Raw genomic sequence first — 12,950 nt, 5'->3', positions numbered from 1 at the left:
CGCGTCATTCGATTGATCAAATCAACCATCCCCCGGACTAACCCCCAGATGACATCCTCCCCGCCTCGACCGCTGGTGGAGAAGCAACTGCTGCTGCGCGCGCATCCCGCGGGCGATCGCCGCCAGGTGCTGCTGCAGCTGTCCGAACGCGGGCAGGCGCTGTACGACGCGCTGTTCCCGCTCGTGACGCGCATCAACGCCGACCTCATGGAAGCGCTCGATGCCGGTGAGGCGGCCCGCCTGGACGAGGCGCTGCGCCGGCTGCAGGCACGTGCCGAGCAACTCGCGAGCGAAGCCGTGCTGCCCAAGGCCGACCGCGGTCGGCGCGGCGGCGGAAGCCGTTGAAGCGCTGCGGGCACGGCTGGCCTCAATCGACCTTCATGCCCGTGGCCTTGACGATCTTGCCGTAGCGCGCGTGGCTGGTGGCCAGGTGCTGCGTCGCGGCGCTGCCGGTCTCGCCGACTGCCACCATGTCCAGCGTGGTGAGGCGCGACCGGATCTCGGGCTGCGCCAGCGCCGACGCCAGGGCGGTGCGCAGCGTCTGCATCACGGGCTCGGGCGTGGCGGCGGGGACCATCGCGAGGTACAGCACCTCGAACTCCAGGTCCTTCAGGCCCAGCTCGCCCACCGTCGGCACCTGCGGCAGCAGCGGCGAGCGCTGGCGGCCGGTCACGGCCAGCGGCCGCAGCTTGCCCGCCTGCAACTGCGGCAACAGGCCGGGCGTGGCGACGATGCCGGCCTGCACCTCGCCCGAGAGCATTGCCATCACGGCCGGTGCGTTGCCCTTGTAGGGCACGTGCGTGATCTTCGCGCCGGTGGCGTTCGCGAAGATCTCGGCCGCGATGTGGCCGGGGCTGCCGTTGCCGGCCGAGGCGAAGGTGAAGGGCTGCGCCTTGCCCGCGGCGACGAACTCGGGCAGCGTCTTCGCGCCCACCGAGGGGCCGACGCCGAAGGTCAGGCCCGAGGAGCTGAAGATCATCAGCGGCTTCAGGTCCCTGGCCGCGAAGGGCATCGTGGCGTAGAGGTGCGGGTTGATGGTGAATGTGGTGTCGATCGACAGCAGCACCGTGTAGCCGTCCGCCGCGCTCTTGGCCACCAGGTCGGCACCGATGTTGCCGCCGGCACCAGGCCGGTTGTCGACCACGAAGGGCTGCTTGAACTCCTTCTGCAGCACGTCGCCCAGCGCGCGGCCGAGGATGTCCAGCGGGCCGCCGGCCGGGAAGTTGGTGATGAACTTCACCGGCTTGGCGGGGTAGGCTGTGTCGGCATGGGCGACAGGGCAGAGGGCCAGCACGGCGCAGGCGGCCACGAGGCCGAGGCGGCGCAGCGCGCCGAATAAGGTGGGGTGGGTCATGGTGTCTTGTCTCCGGGTTCAGTGGCGACTCTAGGAGCGCGCTTCCCGCGGCACAACTGAAAGCTCTTCTGCCAGCTATTCCAGATGGTTATATTTCCAGCATGCACGCCAGAGGGAGCGCACGTTGTCAGCCATGAACTTTGCGCGGCTCAAGCTGCGTCACCTGCAGTGTCTGGTCATGGTGGCGCAGGAGCGCAACCTGGTGCGCGCGGCCAAGGCACTTGCCCTTACGCAGCCGGCCGTTTCCAAGACCATCGCCGAGCTGGAGGACATCGTCGGCCGCCAATTGCTGCTGCGCCGACGCCGCGGGGTGGAGCTGACGCCGGCCGCCGAGGTGCTGGTGCGCCATTCTGTGGCGGCGCTGCGTGGTCTGCGCGAGGGCCTCGGCCTGGCGCTGGAGCAGCCAGAGCTCGACCAGCTGCAGGTGGCGGTGGGTGCGCTGCCGAACATGGCAGCCCACCTGCTGCCGGTGGCCGTCGCGGCGCTGCACGCCCGGGCGCCCGCCCTGCGCGTGCGCGTGGCCAGCGGCACCAATGCGCAGCTGATGACGCAACTGCGCCAGGGCGAGATCGACCTCGTGCTCGGCCGCCTCGCGCAAGCCTCGGCGATGGCCGACCTGGCCTTCGAGCAGCTCTACAGCGAGCCGCTGCTGCTGGTGGCGCGGCCTGGCCATCCGCTCGCGGCGCAGCGCCGCCCGAAGCTGGATGCCCTGGCCGCCTATCCGATGGTGATGCCGGTCTCGGGCACCTCGATCCGTCACACGGCCGATGCCTTCCTGGTCGCGCAGGGCATGGCACTGCCGCGCTGCCTGGTGGAGGCGACTGACACCAGCTTCGCCGTGGGCCTGCTGCAGTGCGCCGACGCGGTGTGGTTCGCGCCCCAGGGCGCGGTGGAAGGCTTTCTCGCGCGGGGCGAACTGCGCCGGCTGGCCATCGACACCGCGAGCACCGAAGGGCCGGTGGGCCTGACGATGCGGCGCGGCGGCGAGGTGGGGGAAGGCGCGCGCCTCCTGATCGAGGCGATCCACGAGGCGGTGCGCCGGCGCGGCGGCTGAAACGCGCTCAGGCCGCGGCGGGTTCCGCGGGCATCGCGGGGGCGGCCGGCGTCGTCTCGCTCTCGATGCGCAGCCGCGGCAGGCACTGCGGGTACTCGCGCTGCATGAAGTCGATCAGCCCCTCGCGCACCGTGCAGCGCAGGTCGAAGGCCAGCGAGGACGAGGCCGCGGTGCACAGCACGCGGATCTGCATCGTGCGCTCGGTGGCGTCAGTCACGCGCAGGTTGAAGAAGCGGCCGTCCCACTCGGGCGCCGACTTCACGATGCGCTCCACCTCCGCGCGCAGGGGCGCCAGCGGCATGCCGTAGTCGGCGTAGATGAACACCGAGCCCAGCAGCTGCGAGCTGCTGCGGGTCCAGTTCTGGAACGGCTTCTCGATGAAGTAGGACAGCGGCAGGATCAGCCGCCGGTCGTCCCAGATGCGCAGCACGACGAAGGTTCCGGTGATCTCCTCGACGCGGCCCCATTCGCCCTCGATGACCAGCACGTCGTCGATGCGGATCGGCTGCGCCAGCGCGATCTGCAGGCCGGCGATCAGGTTGCTGAACACCGGCTTGGCGGCCAGGCCGGCCACGATGCCGATCACGCCGGCCGAGGCCAGCAGGCTGGCGCCGACCTGGCGCGCACCCGGGAAGGTCATCAGCATCATCGAGGCGCCGGCCACCAGCAGCACGCTGTCGGCGGTGCGCGCCAGCACGCGCGTCTGCGTGAGCACGCGGCGCGCATGCAGGTTGTCGGCCACGTCGTGCGGGTTCTGGGCCAGCACGCCATCGGCGATGCCATTGACGGCCCGCACCGCGAGCCAGGTCGCGGCGGCGATCAGCAGCAGGCCGTTGAGATGGCGCACGCCGGCGATGAAGCGCAGGTCGTCCGGCGCGGCCTGCCACACCATCTGCAGCGCGATCAGCGGCAGCACGAAGCGCGCCGGCACCTGGATCTTGGCCAGCATGGTGTGCAGCACCGGCATCGGGCGCGCCAGGCGCCGCAGCACCATGCCGCCGACGCGGTGGATGAGCAGCGCCAGCGGCACGGCGATCAGGGCGGCCAGGCAGGGCCCGAACCACGGATGGGCGAACAGCATGTCCTTGTTCATCAGGCAGTCTTGGGTATCTCTTGCGGGGAAGTTTGAAGAATGCGCGCCGCGTCGTCGCGCAGCTGTGCCGAGATGCCGATCGCCATGTCGAGCCGCCGCAGCAGCCAGGGGCTGACGTCGTTGTCGAAGGGGTCGGGCAGCGGGATCGATTCGGCCACCGTGGTGGCGGCGGCGCTCCCGGGCATCGTCGGGCCGGTGGTGGGGGTGCTGCCGATGTTGGCCTCGATGCGCGCCGCGGCGCGCTGCAGCGGGCCCTCGATCTCGGCCGGCGTGAGCCGGTCGCGCCGCAGCACCAGCATCGACTTGACGGCGCTCAGTTGGGCCAGCAGCTGGTAGCTGTGCGCCTGCAGGTGCTCCAGCGGTTCCATCGGCGGCTGCACCGCACGCGGCTCCGACAGCGATCGCTGCGCGGCCTGCACCAGTGCCGAGAGGCTGTCGAAGGCCTCGCGGCGCGCCAGGCGCCATTCGAGTTCCGGGCTGCTCTGCACCGCACGCAGCTGGCCCAGACCGAGCGCGAGCCGCGCATGGCGTGCCTGCGCGGTCAGGCAGCGGGCCACCAGCGAGGGGATCTGGCTGCGCTCCCACGAGGGCAGCACGTAGCAGAAGGCCCAGGCCACGCCGGCGCCGATCAGCGTGTCGGCCACGCGCTCGAAAAGCCCGAAGGTGGGGCTCATGCCGACGTTGAGCTGGTGCGCCTGCAGCAGGCCCAGCACGGTGGCGGCGACCGAGGTGACCAGGTACTTGCGCACGGCGAAGCCATGCGCGACGGCCTGCGCCAGGGTCATGGCGACCAGCGCCGCCAGCGCGCCCGGATGCGCCGACAGCAGTGCTACCGCGACAACGCAGCCCAGCAGCGTGCCGGCCACGCGACTGTTGCGCCGCTCCAGCGTCTGCGAGAGGCTGCCGCGCAGCACCACCACGATGGTCAGCAGGATCCAGTAGTCGTGCGAACCCCACGGCAGCAGGACCGCGATCGCATAGCCGGTGGCGATGGCGAGCGCGGCGCGGATCGCATGGCGCAGTGGCGGCGCATCCCAGCGCCAGAGCGTGAGGAAGGGCATGAGCGACCATTCGGTAGGGCTCACGAACATCTGCCAGTTGGCGCGCACCACCGCGAGGTTGGGCTCCTGCTCGCCGCGCGCCAGTCCCACCAGCCGCAGCACCTCGTCGTTGATGTGGCCGATGCGGCTGGCCAGCCCGCGCGCGAGCATGGCGGGCGTCGGGCCGCGGGCTGCAGCAGAGGGATGGGCAGGATCGTCGTCCAGGTGGATGGCCGCCAGCTCGGCGCGGCGGTCGCGCACGGGGTCGGGCTGCCGGCCCAGCAGCATCGCGTCGGCCAGGGCGGCGGTTTCGTCGGCGAGCTCCTCGAGGATGCGCTGCATCTCGCACAGCGCCGCCGCATGGCCGGGATGGGACTTGAGCGCATCCAGGTCCAGCTCGGAGGCCAGCAGCATGTCGCGCAGCTCCAGCACCGTCACCAGCATGCCGGCGAGGCGCTGGCGGCGCGGCGTGCGCGGCGATTCCAGCACGATGTCGCGCGTGGCCTGCAGCTGGTCGGCCAGCGCCGCCTGCGCGCCCAGCAGCTGGCCCAGCAGCGGCGCGGGGACCTCGCGCACGTCGCCCGCGTCGTCCCGCGGCGTGAACTGGCGCGCCTCGGTGCGCATCAGCGCGGACAGGGACAGCAGCAGGTCCGCCATCGCCTGCACCCGGTAGCGGCCGTTGAGCGCGTGGTTGGCCAGCAGCGCGTAGAGCACGTAGAGCGCTGCGCCCAGCCCGAAATGCAGCGTGCGCTCGACGGCCTCGTGCATGCCGGTGGGCGCCGGCGTGGCCATCGAGAAGATCATCGAGAACATGATCGCGATGGCGATCGGGATGCCGCGCTTGCCCCAGGCCATGGCCACGAAGGCCAGGAAGGTGGCGGGCACCAGCAGCAGGCCGAGCCGCAGCGGGGCCGAATGCAGCAGCTGCACCAGGAAGAAGAGCGGCAGCCCGACCAGGGACGAAGGCACCATCTGCCAGAACTTGCCGCGCCGCGGGCCGGGCAGATCGGGCGGGGCGCTCACGATCACCCCGACGCCGGCGGCCGAGGCGGCCGCGGTGCCCAGCGCCAGGTGCACGCCGCCGGAGATCAGCAGCAGGCCGAAGGCGACCGACAGGCCGTTGGCGACGTAGAAGGACAGCGCCACCCGCAGTGCGTCGCGACCCCGTTCGGTGGCGGTGGCAGTGGCCCCGCGCTGCGCCCGCATCACTCGGCGGGGGTGTCGCCCGGTGCGGGCGCGACAGGGGAGGTTTCGCGGCGCAGGCGGGTGAGCTTGCGCGGGGCCGGTGCCGCTTCGCCCTCGCGCGCAGACTCGGCGTTCTCCGACAGGTGCACGGTGCTGCGCGCATAGACGCCGCCCGCGGACGGATCGACCGCCCGCACGCGCTCGCTGGCGGCCAGCTTGTCGTCCACGCTGGCGAATTTGGAGTACTTGGCCAGCAGCGGCACCAGCTGGCCGTAGATCCGCGGCGCGCCCGCCAGGCATTCGCGCTGCTCGAGGAAGTCGGGCTCGCCGGTGAAGTTGCCGACCAGGCCGCCGGCCTCGGTGACCAGCAGCGAGCCGGCCGCCACGTCCCAGATGTTGAGCCCGGTCTCGAAGAAGGCATCGCTGAAACCGGCCGCGACGTAGGCCAGGTCCAGTGCCGCGGCGCCGGGCCGGCGCAGCCCGGCCGCGCGCGGCATCAGGTCGGCCATGATGGCCAGGTACTGCTTGAAGTTGTCGCCGCTGCGGAAGGGGAAGCCGGTGGAGATCAGGCACTCGGCGAGCCGCACGCGCTTGCTCACGCGGATCCGCCGTTCGTTCATGAATGCGCCGCGGCCTCGCGTGGCGGTGAACAGGTCGTTGCGGGTCGGGTCGTAGATGACGGCGTGCTCGATCTTGCCCTTGATCGCGAGCGCGATCGAGACGCAGTAGACCGGGAAGCCGTGGATGAAGTTGGTGGTGCCGTCCAGCGGATCGATGATCCAGACGTAGTCCGAGTCCCTGGCGCCGTGCTGGGTGCCGGATTCCTCGGCAAGGATGCCGTGTCCCGGGTAGGCGCCGAGCAGGGTGTCGATGATCGCCTGCTCGCTCGCGTGGTCGACTTCGGTCACGAAGTCGTTGACCTGCTTCTGCGAGACGCGCACCGCCTCGATGTCGAGCGCGGCCCGGTTGATGATGGCGCCGGCGGCGCGGGCGGCCTTGACGGCCACGTTGAGCATGGGGTGCAGGTTGGGAGACGGCATCGGATGGGGGGAAGAACGGCGGGCGGGGCCCGTGGAGGCTGCCCGGCGATGCGGGCGGCGAGAATCATGGATTTTACCGGGTCGAGGCCCTGCCGCCCGGCCCTCCGCTCCTTGGCCCTCCCATGCGCACCCGCTTCATCCTGATCCAGACCAGCCATGCCGGCAACGTCGGCGCCGCCGCGCGCGCCATGCGGACCATGGGCTTCGACGACCTGGTGCTGGTGGCACCGCGCTGGGCCAACGTGCTGCGGCGCGAGGAGACCATCCAGCGCGCCAGCGGGGCACTGGACGTGCTGGCCAAGGCGCGCATCGTCGACACGCTGGACGAAGCGCTGGACGGCGTCACCCACCTGTGCGCCACCGCGATGGTGCCGCGCGACTTCGGGCCGCCCACGCGCAGCCCGCGCGAGCACCTGGGGCCGCTGGCGCAGCAGCAGGAGCAGCACGTCGCCTTCCTGTTCGGCTCGGAGCGTTTCGGCATGCGCAACGAGGACGTGTACCGCTGCCACGCGGCGCTCAGCATTCCCACCGACCCGGATTTCGGTTCGCTCAACCTGGGCGCTGCGATCCAGGTGATCGCCTACGAATGGCGACTGGCGCTGGGCGGCTTCGCGGTGCGCGAAGTCACCGCGCCGGTGCAACCGGCCGACGCGAGGGCCGTGGCGGGGATGCTCGAGCACTGGGAGCGCTCGCTGGTGCAGGTCGGCTTCCTGGACCCGGAGGCGCCCAAGAAGCTCATGCCGCGGCTGGCGCAGCTCTTCAACCGCGCGCAGCCCACGCCCGAGGAGATCCACATCCTGCGCGGCATCGCCAAGGCCATGGCCGACGCGGCGCAGGGCGGGGCCTACAAGACCCCATCGCGGGTACGCGATGAGGGCAGCCCTTAGACTGCGCAGCCCATATCGTCATCACCGGAACATCGATGTTCTCGCGCCTGCGCTCCGACATCCAGTGCATCCTCGACCGCGATCCGGCGGCCCGGTCGCGCTGGGAAGTGCTGACCCTGTACCCCGGCCTGCATGCGATCGTGCTGCACCGGCTCGCGCACTGGTGCTGGGGCCATGGCCTGAAATGGGTCGGCCGCTTCGTCTCCTACGTGTCGCGCTGGCTCACCGGCATCGAGATCCACCCGGGGGCCGTCATCGGCGATCGGGTGTTCTTCGACCATGCGATGGGCGTGGTGGTGGGCGAGACGGCCGAGATCGGCGACGGGTGCACGATCTACCAGGGCGTGACGCTGGGCGGCACCTCGCTCTACAAGGGCACGAAGCGGCATCCGACGCTGGGCAAGGACGTGGTGGTCAGTGCCGGTGCCAAGGTGCTGGGCGGCTTCGTGGTCGGCGACGGCGCCAAGATCGGCAGCAATGCCGTGGTGATCAAGCCGGTGCCGGCCGGGGCGACGGCCGTCGGCATTCCGGCGCGCATCATTCCGGGCAAGGCTGCGACCGGTGCAGATGCGAACGAGGCGGGCGGGAAGTTCGCGGCCTACGGGATCACCCAGCAGGACGATCCGCTCTCGCTGGCCATGCGCGGGCTGATCGACAACGCGTCCAACCAGGAGCACCAGATCGCGATGCTGTGGCAGGCGATCGAGACGCTGTCGGCGCAGGCCAGGAAAGACTGCGTGCCGGAAGACGCCGCGACCACGCAGTGCTTCGAGAAGCAGCGGCTGACCGAGCTGGTCGGAAAGTGACGGGCCGGCTCAGCGGGCCCGGATCGCGGACTTCGGCCTGAAGGCCTTGCACACGGTCTCGTCCGTTTCCAGGTAGGGCCCGCCGATCAGGTCGATGCAGTAGGGCACCGCCGCGAAGATGCCCGGCACGACCTGCGTGCCGTCGGGGTTCTTCAGCCCCTCCAGCGTCTCGGCGATGGACTTGGGCTGCCCGGGCAGGTTGATGATCAGGCTCTTGTCGCGGATCACCGCCACCTGGCGCGACAGGATCGCCGTCGGCACGAAGCGCAGGCTGATCTGCCGCATCTGCTCGCCGAAGCCCGGCATTTCCTTGTGCGCGACGGCCAGCGTGGCCTCGGGCGTCACGTCGCGCAGGGCGGGGCCGGTGCCGCCGGTGGTCAGCACGAGTGAACAACCGGCGTCCACCAGCTCGATCAGGGCGGCGCTGATGTGTTCCCGCTCGTCGGGGATCAACCGCGGCTCGAAAGCGATGGGGTTGCGCAGCGCCCGCTGCAGCCAGTCCTGCAGCGCTGGCAGGCCCTTGTCCTCGTAGACGCCGCTCGATGCGCGGTCGCTCACGGAAACGATGCCGATGCGCACCGGGTCGAAATTCGAAGCCGTCATGAGTCTTCCTCGCGGGCCTGGGCCGCCGCCTCGGCGGCGTGGTCGTCGGTGCCGTGCACCTCGAGCTGCGCGCGCAGCAGCTGGAACAGCTCGCGGTAAGCCTTGCCCTGGCGCTGCGCCTCGCCCCGCGGGCCGTCCTTGAAGTCCTTGCGGGCCTGGCGCACCAGCGCGCGCAACTGCTGGGCATCGGTGCCGGGGTGGGTCTCGATCCAACCGCCCAGCGCGTCGTCGTCGGCGATCAGCCGGTCGCGCCAGCGCTCGGCATCGTGCAGGATCGCCGCCTCGATGGCGGGGCCGCGGTCCTGCTCGTCGAGGGCGGCGCGGATGGCATCGAGCGTGGCCGCATCGAGGCCGCGCATCAGCTTGCCGATGAATTGCATCTGGCGGCGCTTGCCCTCGAAGTTGGTGATGCGCTTGGCCTCGTCGATCGCCTCGGTCAGCTTCTCGCCGAGCCCCAGTTTGTCGAACAGGCCGGCGCGCAGGCCCATCAGGGCTTCGCCGAGGGCCTGGAGTTCGGCGCTCTCGCGCTTGAGGTCGGTCTTGCTGGCCGTGTCGCTGCCCTTGAGCTCGCGCTTGAGCTCAAGGTCGAGTTCGCTGCCTTCGGCCACGAAGGTGCCGCGGACGAAGTAGCCTTTCTTGGGTTTGCGGGGCATGGGGGACTCGTTGTCGCCCCCTCGGAATGAGGGGCGCAAGTATCATAGTCCTCCACATGAGCACATCCTCCTCGCGCGCCGACACCGGCTTCGCCTACAGCCGTCCCTTCTTCGAAAACCTGGTCGACACCGCCCTGGCGCATGCCAGGAAGCTCGGCGCCACGGATGCCGGCGCCGAGGCCTCCGAGGGCTGCGGCCTGAGCGTCTCGGTGCGCAAGGGCGAGCTGGAGAACGTGGAGCGCAACCGCGACAAGTCGCTCGGCGTCACGGTCTACGTGGGCCACCGCCGGGGCAATGCCAGCACCTCCGACTTCTCCGAGGCGGCCATCGCCCAGACCGTGCAGGCGGCCTACGACATCGCGCGCTTCACGGCCGAGGACCCGGTCAGCGGCCTGCCCGACGAGGCCGACATCGCCACCGAGCAGCCCGACCTGGACCTGTTCCATCCCTGGGACATCACGAGCGAACGGGCCGCCGCCCTGGCGCTGGAATGCGAGGCCGCGGCGCTGTCGACCGACAAGCGGATCACCAACAGCGAGGGCGCCGGCGTCTCGGCCCAGCAGAGCCACTTCTTCAGCGCCCACACGCGCGGCTTCCGTGGCGGCTATGCGAGCTCGCGCCATTCGATCTCGGTGGCGCCCATCGCCGGCAAGGGCGACGACATGCAGCGCGACGCCTGGTACAGCTCGATGCGCTCGGCCGATGAACTGGCCAGCCCGAAGGCCGTCGGCCGCTACGCGGCCGAGCGGGCGCTCAGCCGTCTCAAGGCGCGCAAGATCAAGACCACCGAATGCCCGGTGCTGTTCGAGTCGCCGCTGGCGGCGGGGCTGCTGGGCGCACTGGTGCAGGCGACCAGCGGCGGCGCGCTCTACCGCAAGAGCAGTTTCCTGTTGGACTCACTGGGCAAGCCGGTGCTGGCCTCGCACCTCGACGTGGCGGAAGACCCGCACATCCCGCGCGGCAAGGGCAGCTCCGCCTTCGACGACGAGGGCGTTGCCACGCGCAAGCGCAAGGTTGTCGACGCCGGCCGGCTGGAGGGCTACTTCCTGAGCACCTACTCGGCGCGCAAGCTGGGCATGAAGACCACCGGCAATGCCGGCGGCTCGCACAACCTCACCCTGCGCTCGCGCCGGACAAAGCCGGGCGACGACCTCGACGCCATGCTCGCCAAGCTGGGCACCGGCCTCTTCGTGATCGAGCTGATGGGGCAGGGCGTCAACTACGTGACCGGCGACTACTCGCGCGGCGCCAGCGGCTTCTGGGTCGAGAACGGCCAGATCGCCTTTCCGGTGCAGGAGATCACCATCGCCGGCAACCTCAAGACCATGTTCATGGGCATCGACGCCATCGGCGCCGATGCCTACAACTATGGCGCCAAGACGACCGGCTCGGTGCTGGTCAACCGGATGAAGGTGGCGGGCAGCTAGCCTGCTCTTCTCTAGTCCCGCCCGGCCTCGATCATCTTGCGCGCGAGCAGCGCGGGATCGGTGAAGCACAGTTCGTGGCTGCCGGGGCACTCGACCAGCCGGTACAGGCCCAGCCGCTCCGACAGGCGCGGATGCCAGGGCAGGCTGTGGGGCAGGGCGATGTCCTGCTGGCAGTTCAGGTAGGACTTGCCCACCTGGAGCTCCGCCAGCTCGGTGCGCAGGGCCACGGGCTCGGTAAAGGTCCGGTAGGGGTGCGGGTTGAGCAGCCCGTATGCACGCTCGGCCGTGGCCAGGTCAGCATCGTTGATGAAGGCGTCGCGCCAGATCGGGAAGGGCAGCGTGATCGCGCCGTCGTTCTGCGCCGCGATGCCGTCGAACAGGGCCTTGTAATGGGGTGGCACCAGGTCGACCAGGGACTGCCCGGCCAGCGGCACGAAGGCATTCCAGTACACCAGCCGGCGTACGCGCTCCGGCACCAGGTTCATCGCGCCCGAGATCACCATGCCGCCATAGCTGTGGCCGACCAGCCGCACGTCGCGCAGGTCGCGCTCGCGGATGAAATCGGCCAGCGACTGCACGGCATCGCTCAGGCCGGTGGTCGCGCGTGAATCCCCATTGCGGTTGCCGGCCAGCGTCGGGCAGTGGACGGCGTGCCCCTGGGCGCGGATGGTCTCGGCCACGGGCTCCAGCAGTTCGCCCGTGTGCCATGCGCCGTGGACGAGAACGTAGGTGTCCGCCATGTCAGTCTCCGCTAGGTTGTCAGGGCTGCAAGGTAGCGGGGGCACGTCCGGGTTGCTGGCCGTTGCGTGCCACGCACGTGGCCGTTGCGCGTCAGCCCGCCGCGCCAGCGATCGATCGGCGATAGAGGCCCGGCGTCAGGCCGTACGCGGCACGGAAATGACGCACGAAGTGCGAGGCGTCCAGGTAGCCGCAGCGGCGCCCGATCTCGGCCACGTCGAGGCGGGCGAAGCGGCCGGAGGCCAGCAAACGGGCGGCCTCTTCCATGCGCAGCCGGCGCAGCGAGCGGGCGAAGCTCTCGCCCGGCACGAAGGCGCGGTGCAGGCTGCGCAGGGACAGGCCCAGCGCGTCAGCCACATCCTGGGCGACCAGGCCGGGTTCGCCGAGGCGCTGGCGCAGCAATTCCATGGCACGCTGGCGGGTGCCGGCGTCGCCCGCATCGGACCGCGCGTCCGCGCCGGGCATGGCCAGGCTGAGCAGCACGCCCAGCTGGTCGGTGATCAGCATCGGCGGTAGTCCGGGCGCCGCGGCGAACTCCGGGGACAGGTTGGCCAGCAGCCCCCGCAGCGCCAGGCCCCAGCCCTGGTCGCCCGGAATGCGCCGCGCCACGCTGTCGGAGCCCGCGGGCAGCCAGCGTTCGGCCCAGGCGATGGGCAGCTGCATCGATGCGCAATGCACGCCCTGGCCGAAATGGAATTCGTAGCGCTCGCGCGAATCGACCAGGACCGCATCGCCCGGGGCCAGCGCCGCCTCGCGCCCGCGCTGGGCCACGCCCCAGGGCCGGTCGAACTGGCTGAGGAGGTAGTAGAAGTTCTGCCGGCTGCGGCCGATGGCCGAATGGGTGCGGTAGACGTGCTGCGCACTGGCCTGGACCCGGTTGACCCCGATCGCGCCCAGCGGCTGGTGCAGCAGGCTGGCGCCGAAGTCCTCTCGCTGCGAGCTGGTGACGTCCATCTCGAGAAAGGCCTCGCAGACCGCGCCGACCCAGTAGTCCAGGCGCTGCGAACGAGGCACGGCATCCGTGCTCCACCGGCGTGCGGGATTGTCCATGGCGCGGTCTCCAGGCCCGA

The 12,950-nt window shown here is 70.7% G+C and carries 13 protein-coding genes; 5 read left to right on the top strand and 8 right to left on the bottom strand.

Translation table 11 applies throughout. The features are described 5' to 3' along the window. Positions 1 to 48: 48 nt before the first annotated feature. Entirely contained in the window at positions 49 to 345 is a 297-nt protein-coding gene (locus tag A8M77_RS17520) for a MarR family winged helix-turn-helix transcriptional regulator (RefSeq protein WP_192871629.1), read from the top strand. Between the two features lie 22 nt (positions 346 to 367). Here the strand turns inward: A8M77_RS17520 and A8M77_RS17515 are convergent, their stop codons facing one another. Further along, positions 368 to 1,354 carry a Bug family tripartite tricarboxylate transporter substrate binding protein gene (locus tag A8M77_RS17515; RefSeq protein ID WP_086922790.1) on the bottom strand — a complete coding sequence of 329 codons (987 nt, stop codon included), beginning with the start codon at positions 1,352 to 1,354 and terminating at the stop codon, positions 368 to 370. Positions 1,355 to 1,487: 133 nt separating this feature from the next. On the opposite strand from A8M77_RS17515, the gene pcaQ reads away from it, so the two are divergent. Then, entirely contained in the window at positions 1,488 to 2,408 is a 921-nt protein-coding gene (gene pcaQ, locus A8M77_RS17510) for a pca operon transcription factor PcaQ (RefSeq protein ID WP_086922789.1), read from the top strand. Between the two features lie 7 nt (positions 2,409 to 2,415). On the opposite strand, the gene A8M77_RS17505 is transcribed toward pcaQ, so the two are convergent. Genes A8M77_RS17505 through A8M77_RS17495 form a run of 3 tightly spaced genes read right to left on the bottom strand, consistent with a single transcriptional unit; the run spans position 2,416 to position 6,766 of the window. Further along, positions 2,416 to 3,501, bottom strand: a complete 1,086-nt coding sequence (locus tag A8M77_RS17505; protein WP_086922788.1) for a mechanosensitive ion channel family protein — start codon at positions 3,499 to 3,501, stop codon at positions 2,416 to 2,418. Beyond that, positions 3,501 to 5,747 (bottom strand): FUSC family protein, encoded by a 2,247-nt coding sequence (locus A8M77_RS17500; RefSeq protein WP_086922787.1) that lies wholly within the window; start codon positions 5,745 to 5,747, stop codon positions 3,501 to 3,503. The genes A8M77_RS17505 and A8M77_RS17500 overlap by 1 nt, the downstream gene beginning before the upstream one ends. Beyond that, entirely contained in the window at positions 5,747 to 6,766 is a 1,020-nt protein-coding gene (locus A8M77_RS17495) for an inositol monophosphatase family protein (protein ID WP_086922786.1), read from the bottom strand. The genes A8M77_RS17500 and A8M77_RS17495 overlap by 1 nt, the downstream gene beginning before the upstream one ends. A gap of 122 nt (positions 6,767 to 6,888) precedes the next feature. Here A8M77_RS17495 and A8M77_RS17490 point away from each other — a divergent pair, with 122 nt between their 5' ends. Together A8M77_RS17490 and cysE are read left to right on the top strand one after the other, a co-directional pair. Further along, complete coding sequence (locus A8M77_RS17490) at positions 6,889 to 7,653, top strand: RNA methyltransferase (RefSeq protein WP_086922785.1); 765 nt, start codon at positions 6,889 to 6,891, stop codon at positions 7,651 to 7,653. 35 nt (positions 7,654 to 7,688) lie between these two features. Then, entirely contained in the window at positions 7,689 to 8,459 is a 771-nt protein-coding gene (gene cysE / locus A8M77_RS17485) for a serine O-acetyltransferase (RefSeq protein ID WP_086922784.1), read from the top strand. 9 nt (positions 8,460 to 8,468) lie between these two features. Here the strand turns inward: cysE and mog are convergent, their stop codons facing one another. Beyond that, the gene (mog, locus tag A8M77_RS17480) at positions 8,469 to 9,062 is read right to left on the bottom strand and encodes a molybdopterin adenylyltransferase (protein ID WP_086922783.1); all 594 of its coding nucleotides are present in this window, start codon (positions 9,060 to 9,062) and stop codon (positions 8,469 to 8,471) included. Further along, the gene (gene yjgA, locus A8M77_RS17475) at positions 9,059 to 9,715 is read right to left on the bottom strand and encodes a ribosome biogenesis factor YjgA (RefSeq protein ID WP_086922782.1); all 657 of its coding nucleotides are present in this window, start codon (positions 9,713 to 9,715) and stop codon (positions 9,059 to 9,061) included. The genes mog and yjgA overlap by 4 nt, the downstream gene beginning before the upstream one ends. 56 nt (positions 9,716 to 9,771) lie before the next feature. Between yjgA and pmbA the strand changes: the two genes are divergently transcribed. Continuing rightward, on the top strand, positions 9,772 to 11,142 hold the full coding sequence (gene pmbA, locus A8M77_RS17470; RefSeq protein ID WP_086922781.1) for a metalloprotease PmbA: 1,371 nt from the start codon (positions 9,772 to 9,774) through the stop codon (positions 11,140 to 11,142). A gap of 11 nt (positions 11,143 to 11,153) precedes the next feature. Here the strand turns inward: pmbA and A8M77_RS17465 are convergent, their stop codons facing one another. Both A8M77_RS17465 and A8M77_RS17460 read right to left on the bottom strand, forming a co-directional pair. Next, entirely contained in the window at positions 11,154 to 11,882 is a 729-nt protein-coding gene (locus A8M77_RS17465; protein ID WP_086922780.1) for an alpha/beta hydrolase, read from the bottom strand. A gap of 91 nt (positions 11,883 to 11,973) precedes the next feature. Continuing rightward, the gene (locus A8M77_RS17460) at positions 11,974 to 12,930 is read right to left on the bottom strand and encodes a helix-turn-helix domain-containing protein (protein ID WP_086922779.1); all 957 of its coding nucleotides are present in this window, start codon (positions 12,928 to 12,930) and stop codon (positions 11,974 to 11,976) included. Between the last annotated feature and the right edge of the window lie 20 nt (positions 12,931 to 12,950).

Source organism: Variovorax sp. JS1663, assembly GCF_002157355.1.
Lineage (GTDB): Bacteria > Pseudomonadota > Gammaproteobacteria > Burkholderiales > Burkholderiaceae_C > Variovorax.
This window is presented reverse-complemented; position numbering and strand designations above follow the sequence as displayed.